Origin of the sequence: Chitinophaga niastensis (assembly GCF_003014755.1) — a bacterium.
Taxonomy (GTDB): domain Bacteria; phylum Bacteroidota; class Bacteroidia; order Chitinophagales; family Chitinophagaceae; genus Chitinophaga; species Chitinophaga niastensis.
On record NZ_PYAW01000006.1, the window covers coordinates 99,396 to 113,969 of the forward strand.

General features: G+C 43.0%; 10 protein-coding genes. 8 read left to right on the forward strand and 2 right to left on the reverse strand.

Annotation, left to right across the window (positions count from 1 at the left end; genetic code table 11):
- Window positions 1–7 precede the first annotated feature (7 nt).
- The 3 genes from CLV51_RS23195 (at window position 8) to CLV51_RS23205 (ending at window position 3,846) form a co-directional block, all read left to right on the forward strand.
- Window positions 8–1,831, forward strand: a complete 1,824-nt coding sequence (locus tag CLV51_RS23195; RefSeq protein ID WP_106530489.1) for a RagB/SusD family nutrient uptake outer membrane protein — start codon at window positions 8–10, stop codon at window positions 1,829–1,831.
- Between the two features lie 169 nt (window positions 1,832–2,000).
- Window positions 2,001–3,326 (forward strand): hypothetical protein, encoded by a 1,326-nt coding sequence (locus CLV51_RS23200; RefSeq protein WP_106530490.1) that lies wholly within the window; start codon window positions 2,001–2,003, stop codon window positions 3,324–3,326.
- A gap of 268 nt (window positions 3,327–3,594) precedes the next feature.
- On the forward strand, window positions 3,595–3,846 hold the full coding sequence (locus CLV51_RS23205; RefSeq protein ID WP_146151361.1) for a hypothetical protein: 252 nt from the start codon (window positions 3,595–3,597) through the stop codon (window positions 3,844–3,846).
- Window positions 3,847–3,947: 101 nt separating this feature from the next.
- On the opposite strand, the gene CLV51_RS23210 is transcribed toward CLV51_RS23205, so the two are convergent.
- Window positions 3,948–4,472, reverse strand: coding sequence for a class I SAM-dependent methyltransferase (locus CLV51_RS23210; protein WP_106530492.1), 525 nt, complete (start codon window positions 4,470–4,472; stop codon window positions 3,948–3,950).
- A gap of 235 nt (window positions 4,473–4,707) precedes the next feature.
- Here CLV51_RS23210 and CLV51_RS23215 point away from each other — a divergent pair, with 235 nt between their 5' ends.
- The 5 genes from CLV51_RS23215 (at window position 4,708) to CLV51_RS23235 (ending at window position 13,687) form a co-directional block, all read left to right on the forward strand.
- Complete coding sequence (locus CLV51_RS23215) at window positions 4,708–7,710, forward strand: SusC/RagA family TonB-linked outer membrane protein (protein WP_106530493.1); 3,003 nt, start codon at window positions 4,708–4,710, stop codon at window positions 7,708–7,710.
- A gap of 18 nt (window positions 7,711–7,728) precedes the next feature.
- Window positions 7,729–9,381 carry a RagB/SusD family nutrient uptake outer membrane protein gene (locus CLV51_RS23220; protein WP_106530494.1) on the forward strand — a complete coding sequence of 551 codons (1,653 nt, stop codon included), beginning with the start codon at window positions 7,729–7,731 and terminating at the stop codon, window positions 9,379–9,381.
- A 260-nt stretch (window positions 9,382–9,641) separates the two neighbouring features.
- Window positions 9,642–10,100, forward strand: coding sequence for a GNAT family N-acetyltransferase (locus CLV51_RS23225; protein WP_106530495.1), 459 nt, complete (start codon window positions 9,642–9,644; stop codon window positions 10,098–10,100).
- Between the two features lie 183 nt (window positions 10,101–10,283).
- On the forward strand, window positions 10,284–12,485 hold the full coding sequence (locus CLV51_RS23230) for an ATP-binding response regulator (RefSeq protein ID WP_106530496.1): 2,202 nt from the start codon (window positions 10,284–10,286) through the stop codon (window positions 12,483–12,485).
- A 137-nt stretch (window positions 12,486–12,622) separates the two neighbouring features.
- Window positions 12,623–13,687, forward strand: coding sequence for a serine hydrolase domain-containing protein (locus tag CLV51_RS23235; protein ID WP_106530497.1), 1,065 nt, complete (start codon window positions 12,623–12,625; stop codon window positions 13,685–13,687).
- A 4-nt stretch (window positions 13,688–13,691) separates the two neighbouring features.
- On the opposite strand, the gene CLV51_RS23240 is transcribed toward CLV51_RS23235, so the two are convergent.
- On the reverse strand, window positions 13,692–14,555 hold the full coding sequence (locus tag CLV51_RS23240) for a glycoside hydrolase family 16 protein (protein ID WP_106530498.1): 864 nt from the start codon (window positions 14,553–14,555) through the stop codon (window positions 13,692–13,694).
- Between the last annotated feature and the right edge of the window lie 19 nt (window positions 14,556–14,574).

A 14,574-nucleotide genomic window follows, 5' to 3' on the forward strand; every position in this document is an offset into this window, starting at 1 on the left:
AATCACCATGATGCATCATTCTTTCAAAAAAAATATTTCCTTATTGCTGCTTGTCCTGCTGCTGACAGCCGGTTGCAAGAAAGGATTTCTCAATACAGTACCGGATAATATCACCACCCTGAAAGATGTATTTACCAACAGATCAATGACGGAACAATGGCTGGCGCGACTATACAATCCCATGCCGGATATGTGGAACCAGCCATATAGCGTGCCATGGACAGGGCAGTGTGATGAAGTGGATTATGCCTGGGTACAACCGGGTATTAACTCCGGTGCCATTACACCGGATAATGCGAGTCCGGGTTACTGGAATGGTTATTATCAGACCATCCGGGAAGCAGCGATCTTCTTAAAAAATGTAGATCAGAATAAAGAGATCCTGGCGCAGCCCGGAGGGGATCAGTTGATGAAACAATATAAAGGAGAGGCCCGCTTTCTGAGAGCTTATTACTATTGGTTGCTGATGCGACAATATGGACCGGTAGTATTAATGGGAGAGGACCCTAAAGCGCCGGAAGCTGATTTTCAGATACCACGGAGTTCATGGGACGAATGTGTGAACTATGTATTGGGAGAAATGGATAAAGCTATGCAGGATGTACCGGCAGAACATGTAAACCCTGTTGATCCAACGCAGCTGGATGTAACACAAACCGGCAGGATCACAAAGTCTATTGTGATGGCGGTGAAGTCGCAGGTATTGTTATACAGCGCCAGTCCGCTCTACAATGGTAATGTAGAGATGAGCAACTTTAAGAACCTGGATGGTGCCGCCTTGTTTAATCCGTCGTTTGATAAAGAAAAGTGGAAGAAAGCGGCAGATGCGGCCAAAGCGGTGATAGATCTGAATAAATGGGATTTGTATACGGTATCAGATGCGGACCCTTTCCGTGCTGCCTATCTTTCGTGTAGGAACCTTTTCTTTGATGGCTGGCAGAAAGAAGCGATCTGGATACGCACTAACTCCTCTCATTTTGGTAACTGGGAGCGGCATTGTTCTCCCCGGTGCTCCAATGGCGCCGGCTGGAACGGTATTGCTGTTACGCAGGAAATGGTGGATATATTCCGTATGGCGGATGGTAAAATGATTACGGATAACAGCAGCGCCTATACGGAAACAGGGTTTACACATACCGCCACACCTTATTATGTGGATGGTACCTTCAACATGTATACCGGCAGGGAGCCGCGGTTTTATGCAGATGTTACTTTTAACGGCGCAGACATTCCGGTAGTGCCGGAACCGGGTCAAACACGGGTAGAGTTTTTCTTTACCGGCAATTCCGGTAAAAACGGTGCGCCAAGAGATTGGCCCAGCACGGGTTATACTGCCCGCAAAAATCTTCATCCCAACAGTGATTTCAGAAGCGGTAAAAGTTTTGCGCGTCCGGCGATGATGATCCGGTTAGGTGAAATTTACCTGAACTATGCTGAGGCGCTGAATGAATATGATCCGGGTAATCCCGACATCTTAAAATACCTGAACAAGATCCGCAACAGGGGCGGTCTCCCCAATATAGTAGCAGGGCCCGGCCAGGAGGAAATGCGTACACAGATCCGCCTGGAACGCCAGATAGAACTGATGTTTGAAGGACACCGTTACTGGGATGTGCGTCGCTGGAAAACAGCTAACACACCTGCTATGCACCAGGGCGGCCAGTTCCATGGCATGAACATTGAAAAAGGAACTTTCTTATCTGATCCTGAATTTCATAAAAGAATCGTAGCCTTTACCAGGGCGGAATGGCAGAATAAATTTTATTTCTATCCTGTGCCACAAAGTGAGATTGACCGCAATAAAAAGCTGGTGCAATTTCCAGGGTATTAAAATCCTGTATATGGAGTGCCGGGGCTGACCAAAAGCAAAAAGGGCTTTTAGGTCAGCCCCTTTTTTGTGGGTATTTTTCAGGGTATGGAAGGATTATTTTGTACACTTTCGGTCAATAAACAATAAATTGCTTTTTTAAAGCAACCAACATAAAAACGTTCCGTTAAGCATGAAAAATATACTCCTGTTCCTTTCCGCCTTATTTTTAATATCCTGTGGTGCTAATAAGCCTATGAAAACTGAAAAAGAAAAACTGAATATCCTGGCTGAAAAATATGTACGCCTTGGATTAACAATCGGCGTGTATGATGGCGATTTTGTGGATGCTTATTATGGCCCGGATTCATTAAAGCCGGTGATCAACAAAGGGAATAGTTTTCCGAAAGACAGTCTGTTGGCAGCTGTTAACGATTTGAAGAAAGCGCTTGGCCAAATAGCAGATGGTGCAACCAATGACACTATCCACACAAGAGCAAACTGGATAGTACAGCAATTAAATGCATTTGGGAGACGAATAAAAATATTCTCAGGTGAATACGCCTCTTTTGATGAAGAATCAAAAGAGTTATTTGGTGCGGTGGCACCTGTATATCCTGAATCTTATTATCAGTCGCTCGTAGCTGAACTGGATAGTTTGCTGCCAGGAAAAGGTAGTGTACAGGACAGGTTCCAGCAGTTAGCCAATAAATTTATTATCCCTGCAAATAAGCTGGATACTGTTTTTAAGACGGCTATTGCAGAAGCCCGCAGACGAACATTATTGCATTATGATTTACCGGGAAATGAAAATTTCACGATGGAGTATGTAGCGGGTAAATCATGGTCGGGTTACAACTGGTATAAAGGTCATTTTAATAGTTTGATACAGATAAGCAGCGACATGCCGATCTTCATAGAAAGAGCCATAGACCTGGGATGTCATGAAGGTTACCCTGGTCATCACGTGTATAATACTATGCTCGAAAAGAACCTGTATCGTGATAAAGGCTGGGTAGAAGTTTCATTGTATCCTTTGTTTAGTCCGCAATCGCTGATCGCTGAAGGAAGCGCTAATTATGGTATTGACCTGGCATTTCCCGGAGAAGAGAAAAATGTGTTTACTAAAGAAGTGTTATTGCCGCTGGCTGGTTTAGCACCCACCGGAATAGATTTATACTACAAAGCCTTGTCTATAAAAGGGCGGCTCAATTATACACGCAATGAAATCGGAAGAGGGTTGCTTAATGGATCAATGAGTGATACAGCAGCCATGCGCTGGCTTTTGAACTATGCCTTATTAAATAAAGAAGCCGCCATTAAAGGTCTGGCCTTTATTAAAAAGAACCGGAGCTATGTGATTAACTATAACTACGGACAAGACCTGGTTAAAAATTACATCGCCTCAAATGACGGAACAGACACGCTGCCGGGCAAACGTTGGATTGCTTTTGGTAAATTATTAAGCAATGAGGTTACGCCGGGAGATTTATTAAAAGCACAAACCAGGAAACAGTAATTATGCTGCTTACCAGGAATGGTTGAAGAGGCCGGCCGCTTGAAAATGGCAGGGGCTTTTGGAAAGATATAATTTTATTCAGCAAGATAAAACAGCCTCCTTCAAAAGGATTTTCCGCTCGCCAGGGTTTGAAAACAAAGGCGGATGACTGCAAAACATATTTGAGTTTATGATGTTACCAAAATTTGCGTACAAGAATAAAGGTATTCTCATTCCGGTTTATTTGTTTACATGCGTAGTTGTGTCGGCAATAATAAACCGGTTTTTAATGGAGCAGTTTGGCGGACCATTTCTTATAATAGATACCTATGCTGGTATGGGATGTGCATGCCTGCTGACGGCATTATGGGTTATACTTACCTGTGATGATTATTATAAAGATAAAGAAGGAAATAAGGTAAAGGTGGATATACGCAATGAATTCTTTTTTATAAAGATGAAATACTGGTCTTATATATTTGTTGTTCTCGGATTAGTGCTGATAGGAAACATCGTGTTTCATTATTTTCCGCTCGCCTGATTTTTAAAAAAAATATTATAAATGCGCTGAGCTAAGGCCAATAGAAATCTTCGGATGTCTATTGGCCTTAGCTGCTTAATTGACCTTTAGATAATTTCAGTTTACCTTTTTATCAACGCTGCATACATCTTCTCGGCCCCATACACAGAAGGCTTTTCACCTAGTTTAATGACCGATGCAAATCCCGCACTTTGAAACAACTCCCGCAATAAATCAAATTTTATCGGGTAGGGGACCCATGGATTAGCTTTTGTTGTTTCATATTCCACTATTAAAAAAATACCATTATCTTTAATACAGCTGCTTAGTTTATTAATAAGCTGTTTTTTATTTGCCACGTAATGAAGGGAATTGGCCATTAGTACGCCATCCAGGTTAACGAAATCGATTTCGCTCTTCTCAAAATCTGTTTGCTGTTGATGTATCGTGATATGATGCGGGTTGGACTGCTCAGATAAAACAATGTTGTTTTTATCGAGCGCGTAGATAGTACTGCCAGGCTGCAACAGGTTAGCCAACGCAAAAGTGAATAAACCCGAGCCGCATCCCAGATCGGCCCAAACGGTTTCCTGTGGCCGCGTCAGACTACTATGTTCTATTAGTGCAATAGCATCATTCAAATTCATGTTGTAACGATATTAAAATTAGATAGTAAGACCTTATTGCTTGTTTGCGTAACATACGTTTAATCTCTTGTTAATAATCTGATAATATCAACCACTATTAAATGACCACGTTGATGCCTAGGTTTGCTGTCCGAAACTTAATAACAAATCTGTAAGCTTATAGAGAAGACTTTCTTGTCAACATGCAAATGTAATTGTCAATAAATTGATCCAAACGTAAATTTAATTCAACACTATGAACAGAAAATATGTCAGCATTTATTTGCTGCGATGCCCTGTTAAACTATTAATTGTTTTTCAGTTATGGTTATGCTTTGTTCCTATGGCATTGCGGGCACAGGAAAAATATGATGTGCACGGAAAAGTAACGGATGAAAAAAATACCCCGCTTCCAGGCGTAAGTGTATCGGAGCAGGGCAGCAAAACCGGTGTGGTAACGGATGGAGAAGGCGTATACCGGATCAATGTATCCGGAAAGGGCGCACAGGTACGGGTGTCTTTCATGGGCTATAACACAAAGGTGTTGAGTATTAACGGTGAGCATGTATTGAATGTATCACTGCAGCCGCAATCGAAACAATTGAATGATGTGGTGATCACCGGTTATGGCAAAACAAGCAAAAAAAATATTGTTGGTGCCATCAGCTCTGTTAATGCCGGTGAATTTACGCAGGGTGTAATCGGAAGCCCTTCTATGTTGCTGCAGGGCAAGGTTCCGGGGCTTACCATTACTAAAAGTGGCAATCCAAATCAAGCGCCTTCCGTTATACTAAGAGGACCTTCCACCTTACGCAGTGGTGCACAGGAGCCTTTTTACGTAATAGACGGTGTACCGGGTGTATCTATCGACCTCGTGGCGCCGGATGATATTGCTTCCATCGATGTGCTGAAAGATGGCGCCTCTACGGCTATTTATGGCGCAAGAGCGGCTAACGGGGTGATCATGGTAACCACCCGTCGTCCTAAAACAGATCAGCTGTACCTGTCGTATAATGCGTATGTAGGCGCGGAACAGGTGTCTAAACGTCTGGGTATGCTCACAGGTGATGAGTTGAGAAAATACCTGGCAGATAATGGTCAGGTGCTTGCACCTGCCAACGATCAAAAGATCCCCGGCACACAGCAACCTGTTAATACGGATTGGCAGAAAGAAGTACAGCGCACCGCTATATCTCAGAACCATAATATTTCCCTGATGGGAAATTCGAAAGGTACTACCTATGGTTTCAGCGTTAACTACCTGGATAACCCGGGCATTATCAAAGGGTCTTCCATGAACAGACTGGGGTTACGGGCCAATGTGGGTCAGCGCGTTTTTGATGATAGGTTACGACTGGATTTCTCTGTGTTCAATACTACTACCACACAAAATAATGTGCCCACTGATGTACTGTATAATATGCTGAACTATTTACCTACAGTGTCTGTAACGCAACCCGATGGCAGCTTTACAGAAGATTATGCAGGTAATATCCGTGGCGGCAGCAACCCTGTAGCATTGATTGCCAACAACACTGACAAAACAAAAATAAACAGGATGCTGGCTAACGGTCTGGCTGAAGTAACCATTCTTCCGGGTCTTACTTATACACTCAGCCTGGCTACCCAACGGGAACAATACAACCAGGATATCTATTATAACAGCTTATCGGTACTGGCAAAAGGAAACAACGGGCGGGCTACACGTAAAGCCTATACGAATGCCAGAAATATTATCGAATCATATTTTAATTATAGCAAAACATTCGGGAAGCATAACATAAAACTGTTAGGCGGTTATTCCTGGCAGGAAGATCACAACGGTGATGGCTTTGGTGTTACCACACAGGGTTTCGTAAGCGATGCCTTGTCGTATAATAACCTGTCGCTGAGTAATCCTCCTTTTGGTACTGTAGTATTTGACAACAGCGCGCAAACAACGCTGACTACCCTGCGATTAATTTCTTACTACGCGAGGGTAAATTATCAGTATGCAGATAAATATTATTTCCAGGCGTCGCTGCGTAATGATGGCTCTTCTGCTTTTGGTAAAAATTCACGCTGGGGCTATTTTCCTGCAGCATCTATCGGATGGCGGATGACACAGGAGAATTTTATGAAAAGCGCACGTTTCCTGGACGACCTGAAGCTGAGGGTAAGTTATGGTGTATCCGGTAACTCATTTGGCTTTGATCCGCTTACGGCACAGCTGCAATACGGCCCTGTGGGCAGGTATTATGATAACGGCGTGTTGTTGAATTCCATTGCGCCGGTACAGAACCCTAATCCCAATCTGAAATGGGAGCGTACAGGAATGTTTAACGGCGGACTGGATTTCGCCATATTAAAAGGGCGCATCAGCGGATCGGTAGATTATTACGATAAACAAACTTCCGATCTTATCTGGCAGTACCCGGTATCAACTACACAGTTTATTGCTACCACGCTGATAGCGAATGTGGGAAAGATCAGCAACAAAGGAATAGAAGCGGTTATTAATGCAGAGCCATTCTCCGGAAAAAATTTTACCTGGAGAACATCCGTGAATGTTGCACATAATACCAATAAGGTAAGCTCACTTGCCAATGATCAGTTTACACTGAAAGATATACCGGTAGCTATTCTCGGAGGAAAGGGCCAATCGGGTAACTGGAGCCAGAAAGTGATAGAAGGACAACCTGTTGGTACTTTTACTTTATGGCATTACCTGGGTAAAGATAAAGATGGTATTTCCACTTATCAGAAAGCAGATGGCACCACCACTACTTCTCCCAGCTCAGCAGATTTTATGATAGCTGGTAATGCACAACCTAAAATAACTTATGGCTGGAACAATACATTTATCTGGAAAGGATTTGACCTTACATTATTTCTCCGTGGTGTATCCGGTAACAAGATCCTGAATGCAACGCTGGCAGCTGTAAATACACCTACGGATGCAAAAGTGACGAATGTATCGAAGTTTACTTTACAGGAATCTTATAATGATAAAAATTCTTACCTGGTATCAGACAGGTTCCTGGAAAATGGTTCCTACCTGCGGTTAGAGAACCTGGCGCTGGGATATACTATTAAAACAGGCAATGCACGCATCAGTAAACTAAGGGTATACGGTAATGTGAATAACGTATTCACTATTACGAAGTATACCGGTATAGATCCTGAGATAGACCTTGGTGGCCTTACCCCCGGTATTGATGTACGGAACTATTATCCCAAAACAAGATCTTTTATCCTGGGACTGAATGCCAGTTTTTAACTTTTAAATAATGATGATATGGTACGTAATACATTTCTTTATATACTCTTTGCCGCTGTATTAGCAATGGCAGGATGCACGAAGCTGGATGTGAATGTGGAATCAAAATATACACCATCCAACTATCCTACTAATGCGGCTTCCTATGCTGCGGTAGTAGGTGCTGCCTATTCACAGCTGGCTAATACAAGGTCGGGCGATGCTACTTATTTAATGAATGGAGGCACTGGTTTCAGCTATGGGGTTGATTACTGGATGATACAGGAATTGTCTACAGATGAAGCGATCATTCCTGCGAGAGATGGTAACTGGGATGATGGTGGTAAATACCGTTTTCTTCATCTGCATACCTGGAGTAGTAGTTTGCCTTTTGTAATCAGCAACTGGCAGTGGGGATTTGGCGGTATTAATATTGCTAATAATGCCATCAATCTGCTGAATGCAGCACCTGCTAACATTAATAAAGCACGCGCTATTGCAGAATTGAAAACCATGCGTTCCCTGTTCTCCTTTTTTATGATGGATCTGTATGGTAATATTCCGGTGATAGATACTTTCCCGGTAACAGCTTTGCCGGCTACCGTTCAACGTAAAGAAGTATTTGCTGCTATTGAAAAAACGCTGAAAGCTGCCATCCCGGATCTTCCTGCTAATGTAGATGGTACTACTTACGGAAAGGCTACCAAATGGATGGCGTTTGCTTTACTGGAAAAAATGTATCTCAATGCACAGTATTACACGGGTACGCCCAGGTATACAGATGCCGTAGCAATGGCCGATAGTATTCTTATGAATGCCCCTTACACACTGGATGCAGATTATAGTTCCATTTTTAAACCTGATAACGGGCCGCAGATACAGGAAACCATCTTTGCTATTCCTTATGATGCTAACCTGATACCCGGTTGTCATTTTACCCGGTTTGGTCTGCACCCATTCCTGAAGGCCAAGTTTGACCTGCCGGAAGCTTTTGGGCCCAGCGTGGCACTCAGTACTATTCCTGATTTTTATGCTTATTTTAACCTGCCTGGTGATGTCAGGAATAATACCTGGCTGGCAGGAAAACAAACCAATAAAGATGGTACCCCGATGATAGTGCAAACAACCACTAAAACACTGGATGCCTCTTCTACAGGGCCTGATGTGCCCATTACCTGGAACGTAACCATCACCCCTGAGCTGCCTTTGAAAAAAGGTGGGGAAGGTAAGCTGGATGTAGGCAATGATTTGCTTGCACAGTTAAAAGGTGCGCGCTCAATTAAATTCTATCCCGACAAAAATATAAATACCGCCACACGCTTTCAGAATAATGATATTCCTGTATTCCGGTTGGCAGATGTATTATTGATGAAAGCCGAAGCTATTTTAAGAGGTGCAGCACCCACTGTAGTGAAAGGAGAATTACAAACGGCTGATGTATTGGTAAACAAGATCCGTTCCCGTGCAAAAACAACACCTGTTGCCGGTATTACTTTAGATGAGTTACTCAACGAGCGTGCCCGTGAAATGGCATGGGAAGGATGGAGAAGAAATGACCTGATACGCTTTGGCAAATTTGAAGGCAAATGGGGCTTCAAAGATAATGCAGAAACATTCAGACAACTTTTCCCTGTACCTGCGATAGAATTATCACTGAATCCTAAGCTGGTGCAGAATCCTGGCTACAACTAAGTGAGAAGTACATAAATTTATAAACAAAGGCGCTGATGAAAGTCAGCGCCTTTGTTTATAAATTTATAGACTAGTATCAGGCTGGTGGCAAATTTTTGCACGAAAAAGGAATCAGTGAACAACATGGGCATTCTGTTGTTTATGGTCATGTAAAGACGTAGCGGACTAATATCTTTCAAAAAATGCGCTTCTTTGCCAGATAGCAGGAGGGCGCCATAACCAGTTCCCACAAATATGAATTACTTTAATTATAGGTCACGATGACAATCAGAAAAGTAGCAGCCGGAGAAGATATTCCTTATGACCTGTTATTGCTGGCAGATCCTTCCAGGGAGTTAATTAATACCTACATCAACGTTGGTGAAGTATACGTAATGGAACTGGAAAACAACATCATTGCTGCCTATGTGTTGGTGAGGAATGATACTACTGTTGAAATAAAGAATATTGCGGTCCGCGTAGATTACCAGGGGCAGGGGATAGGGAAGCTCCTGTTAAATGATGCCGTTCAACGCGCAACAGCCATGGGATGTAAAAGCATATGTATTGGTACTGGTAATTCCAGTATAGCACAATTGTATTTATATCAGCGGCAGGGATTTGAAATCACCGGAATAAGGAAAGATTTCTTTACAACAAACTATAAAGATCCCATTTATGAAAATGATATTTTATGTAAACACATGATAATGCTGGAAAGGAAATTAGGAGAGATATGATATTTTTTTTATGGCCTGAAAGTTTTTCCTTAATTTCCATGTTAATGACCATCGTCTAAGGATCAATAATTTACGAAGTATAGCATAGCACCTCAAGCGTACCGAAATTCCCCTGGTTGTCGTAAAGTGAATGTATAGGTAGGATTTTATAACCATATCACCATCATCCAACCATTAAGAAAGATGCGTCGACCTCTTCTATTGTTCATTGCATGTTTGCTGGGAGCATTTACTTTGCTGGCTTTTTTAATTTTCTCTGGCTATAATGTACACCGGCAAAGCGTTCATAAGCTGTTGCAGGCAACAGATACCTTATCGCAGGATAACCCCGGTATGCAGTTGATGGACTCCGCCCTGCTTACACTGAATGATGCAGAAAATAACTTCAGACTTTATACGGTATTGTATAAAAAGCATTATTTACAGTCGTTTTCTACGGAATTAGGACAGGTATTGTCGCTGGTAGATACTATCAGCGGATCATTGAGCGGCTTAAACAGGAACAAACAGTTTAATGAGCTGATCCACAAAAAGGAAGCAATCGCCGGCAGGATCGCGCAGCTGAAAAAGTCCACTGACTCTATGCTGACACATTCCCTCGACGACGGGTTGATTGATAAACTGTTGAATGGTATTCCCGCTTATAAGGTTAAGCAGATTAAGAAAGATAACGTAACCATGGATACGATGAGCAATGTACAGCAAGCACCTGTCGCCAAAAAAGGCTTTTTCAAAAGACTGGGGAATGCCATTTCCAATTCGGGTAAAAAAGACACGGTGAAGGCGCAGATGAACATCCTGGTCAAAACCAAAAGCGGGAAAGTGATTGACAAGCAGGCCTACGATGCGCAGCGGCTAAAGGGTATCATAACCGATGTAAACGGTTATTATAAAAACATCCTTCGAAAACAACTGACCAACCGCTTGAAAATAAATACGACAGAAACTTCGCTCGGTGGTACCAATGTAGCCATGCTGGAGGAACTGAGGGCCCTGATATTGTCACTTAAAAATAAGGCAGCAACAGCTATCGCCCTGCAAAAAAAGGAGGCAAAAAATATTGTTACTACCAGTGTAGGCGAGGTGAAGGATAAAGCAAACAGTGCCCTTATTGCATTGCTGGTATCTATCATAATTATTGCAGCAGGTGCCTGGGTGATGCACAAAAAGAATCTCCTGCTAAAAGAGGGTAAACGTGCCGCAGAGGAACACACCCGTGTACGCACCGATTTCCTGAATAATATGAGCCACGAAATCCGCACGCCGCTCAATTCCATTGTGGGTTTCAGTGAGCAATTGTCATTTACACAATTGGGAAAAGAGCAACGGGACCTGTTGCGCTCAATAGAAGGCGCCAGTGATATGCTGTTGAAAGTGGTAAATGATGTATTGGATTTCTCCAAACTGGAAAATGAATATATCTCTATACAACGTCATCCCTTTGTATTGTATCATGTGTTTAATGATGTGATCAGCATCATACGCATACAGGCTAACCAGAAAAAACTGGCTTTTAATGTAACGTTTGATGGCAGCCAGCAGGAGCAGGTAAGCGGTGATGTATTCCGTTTAAAACAAATTTTATTAAACCTGATCAGCAACGCCATCAAATACACAGATAAGGGAAGTATAACGGTTGCGGCTACACTGGAATCATTAGCTGATCATAAAACGTTGTTCAGTTTTACGGTAGCAGACACCGGTGAAGGTATCAGCCCGGAAGCACAAAAACACGTGTTTGAAAGATTTTACCAGGTCACTTCATCCCGCAGCAGTGCTAAAGGTACAGGCCTCGGATTGGCTATTACTAAACGATTGATAGAATTACACGGGGGAGATATTCACCTTGCCAGCGAAGTAAATAAAGGAACAACGTTTACCTGTCATATTCCTTATGAGGTGGTATCGGCCCCGCTGATGATGGTGATCACCCAAAAAGATATACAGGAAATGACAGGGGCTTTCATGGAAGGCCGCTACGTGCTTATTGCCGACGATCAGGAAATGAACCTGTTACTGCTGAAACTGATGCTCACCCGTTGGAAATGCCGCTTTGATATGGCTACAGACGGTGCAATGGCAATGGAACTGTTTGAGCAAAATCATTACGACCTGGCATTGCTGGATGTGCACATGCCTAAAATGACTGGTATTGAGGTGATGGAACGAATAAGGAAAGATAAAGATCCCCTGAAAGCTAACCTGGTAGTATTGGCGCTCACCGCCAATATCACACAGGAAGATATGGAAGAATTCAGGAGGGTAGGCTTCAACGACTGGCTGGTGAAGCCTTTCCGGGAAAAAGACATATACGGTATTATCCGGAAAAATCTTCCTTTGGAAGAAGATGATAAAATAGAAGACGATAAACAGGAAGAAGCATAGATAGAACGCTTGCTATTCCTCACAATACACTCAAAAACAGCCGGCACCTGATTGGTGTCGGCTGTTTTTGAGTGCTTATATTAAATAGATAATTTATTAGCTTGCATAAGTGTATTCTCTAAAAGCACACCTTTGTTATGCTGAAATACCTGATCGCCTGCACCGTATTCTTTGGTTTCCCGACCATCCTGTTTACTGCCTGCAGTAAAAGTGATACTACCACTGTTATAAACGGATCGCAGAACTATAGCGATATTGATAAAGTGCTGAATGACTCTGTACCGGCGAAGTTTGGCGGTAGATGTTATGCTGTTATTAACGTAAACGGGCAAACGGTTTATAAAAAAGGATTCGGTGGATACGACGGGAGTACTAAATTATTAATTGCTTCCTGCTCAAAGTGGTTGTCAGCGGCAGTACTCATGAGCCTTGTAGATGAAGGAAAAATAAAACTGACAGATACGGTTGGTCAATATCTCCCGATATTTACCAGCTATCATAAAGGAAGTATTACTATCGCACAATTATTTTCCCATACCTCCGGGTTTCCGGGTAATTCTTCACAGGGGTATGAATCAGATGTACTGCTAACGTTATCACAAGCGGCTGATCTTATTGCAAAAAATGTTGCGTTGATCAATCTTCCCGGAACTACTTTCTACTATGGCGGCGTAAGTATGCAGGTAGCAGGTCGTATATGCGAGGTAGCTTCCGGTAAGAGCTGGAAAGTGCTGGCAGCAGAGAAAGTGTTTACACCCAGTGGCATGAACAACACGGATTATGGTTTAACTGCCAACCCCGGTATTGCAGGTGGCGCGCGGAGTACGCCAGACGATTACATCGGGTTCCTGGATATGATCATGCATAAAGGAGTGGCAGATAATGGTACAAGAATACTCAGCGAGGCAGCAGTTGCCGCTATGGAGCAAAGCCAGACGGGTAATGTGGTAGTAGCTTATTCTCCTTATCCGGTTGCCCTGATCAATACAATAAATATTTACGGCATTGGCAACTGGAGAGATGTTACAGGACCTGGTGATGTGCTGATAGAAAACAGCAGTCCCGGTTTATTTGGCAGTCATCCCTGGGTGAACAGGGGGAAGCAGTTAACCGGCTTTCTCTTCACTTTTATACCGGTGAATGGTTATCAGATTACTATGCCAACGGCTTTAAAAATCAGAAGCCTGGCAAGGAGTAAGTAAGGATTTACTTATTTTTTTCTTCCCGTTGATATACCCTTACATAATCAATAATAAATTGCTGTGGTAGTATTTTATCGTCGATAGGACCGGGCCAGGCGGCGCCCATGGCCAGGTTCAGTAATATGTAAAATGGTTTTTGAAAAGGGTTGTATTGTCCTGTGTTAGCTGCGTCAATGTTAAAGCTGTGATACAGGGAATCATCAAAGAAGATATCAATCTTTTTGTCATCCCATTCTATCGCATATACGTGAAAATCTTTGTGCAGATCCGGTACTGAAATGTGTTTACCGCTGGAGGTATGTCCGGTACCACCTGTGGTAGCATAATGGATGGTGCCATAAATATCGTTGGGGTGGTTGCCAATAAATTCCATCACATCTATTTCACCAATCATCGGCCAGCCGCCATGGCTGCAATCAGCGCCCAGCATCCAGATAGCGGGCCATATGCCTCCGCCGGCCGGCAGCTTTGCCCTCACCTCCATACGACCGTAATTAAAAGTGAATTTGTTCTGGGTATTGATACTGGCACTGGTATAATGCGCCAGGCTATCCTTGCGACTCCATTGGGTAGAACCAGCCTGCCAGGCGGCATTGGGGTATTCTTCCCTGATGCCTTTGATGGTTAAAAAACCATCTGCCACCTGTATGTTTTCTTTTCGTGCATTGGTGTAATATTGTTGTTCGTTGTTACGAACATACCCTGCTTCATATCCCCATTTACTGGTATCCGGTAAGCCTGTATAATTGAACTCATCCTGCCAGATCAGCTTCCAGCCCTTTTTTTGCTGGGCATTAACAGTGCCGCATATACAAAAGTATAGTGCAGATAAGACAAGTGTGTTTTTTATAGAGCGTAGATGTGGCATATGCAGCGACTGGATTTAT

Coding starts and splice junctions, on each gene's coding strand:
- CLV51_RS23195 (WP_106530489.1), top strand. CDS start 8: ATGATGCATCATTCTTTCAAAAAAAATATTTCCTTATTGCTGCTTGTC.
- CLV51_RS23200 (WP_106530490.1), top strand. CDS start 2,001: ATGAAAAATATACTCCTGTTCCTTTCCGCCTTATTTTTAATATCCTGT.
- CLV51_RS23205 (WP_146151361.1), top strand. CDS start 3,595: ATGGAGCAGTTTGGCGGACCATTTCTTATAATAGATACCTATGCTGGT.
- CLV51_RS23210 (WP_106530492.1), bottom strand. CDS start 4,472: ATGAATTTGAATGATGCTATTGCACTAATAGAACATAGTAGTCTGACG.
- CLV51_RS23215 (WP_106530493.1), top strand. CDS start 4,708: ATGAACAGAAAATATGTCAGCATTTATTTGCTGCGATGCCCTGTTAAA.
- CLV51_RS23220 (WP_106530494.1), top strand. CDS start 7,729: ATGGTACGTAATACATTTCTTTATATACTCTTTGCCGCTGTATTAGCA.
- CLV51_RS23225 (WP_106530495.1), top strand. CDS start 9,642: ATGACAATCAGAAAAGTAGCAGCCGGAGAAGATATTCCTTATGACCTG.
- CLV51_RS23230 (WP_106530496.1), top strand. CDS start 10,284: ATGCGTCGACCTCTTCTATTGTTCATTGCATGTTTGCTGGGAGCATTT.
- CLV51_RS23235 (WP_106530497.1), top strand. CDS start 12,623: ATGCTGAAATACCTGATCGCCTGCACCGTATTCTTTGGTTTCCCGACC.
- CLV51_RS23240 (WP_106530498.1), bottom strand. CDS start 14,555: ATGCCACATCTACGCTCTATAAAAAACACACTTGTCTTATCTGCACTA.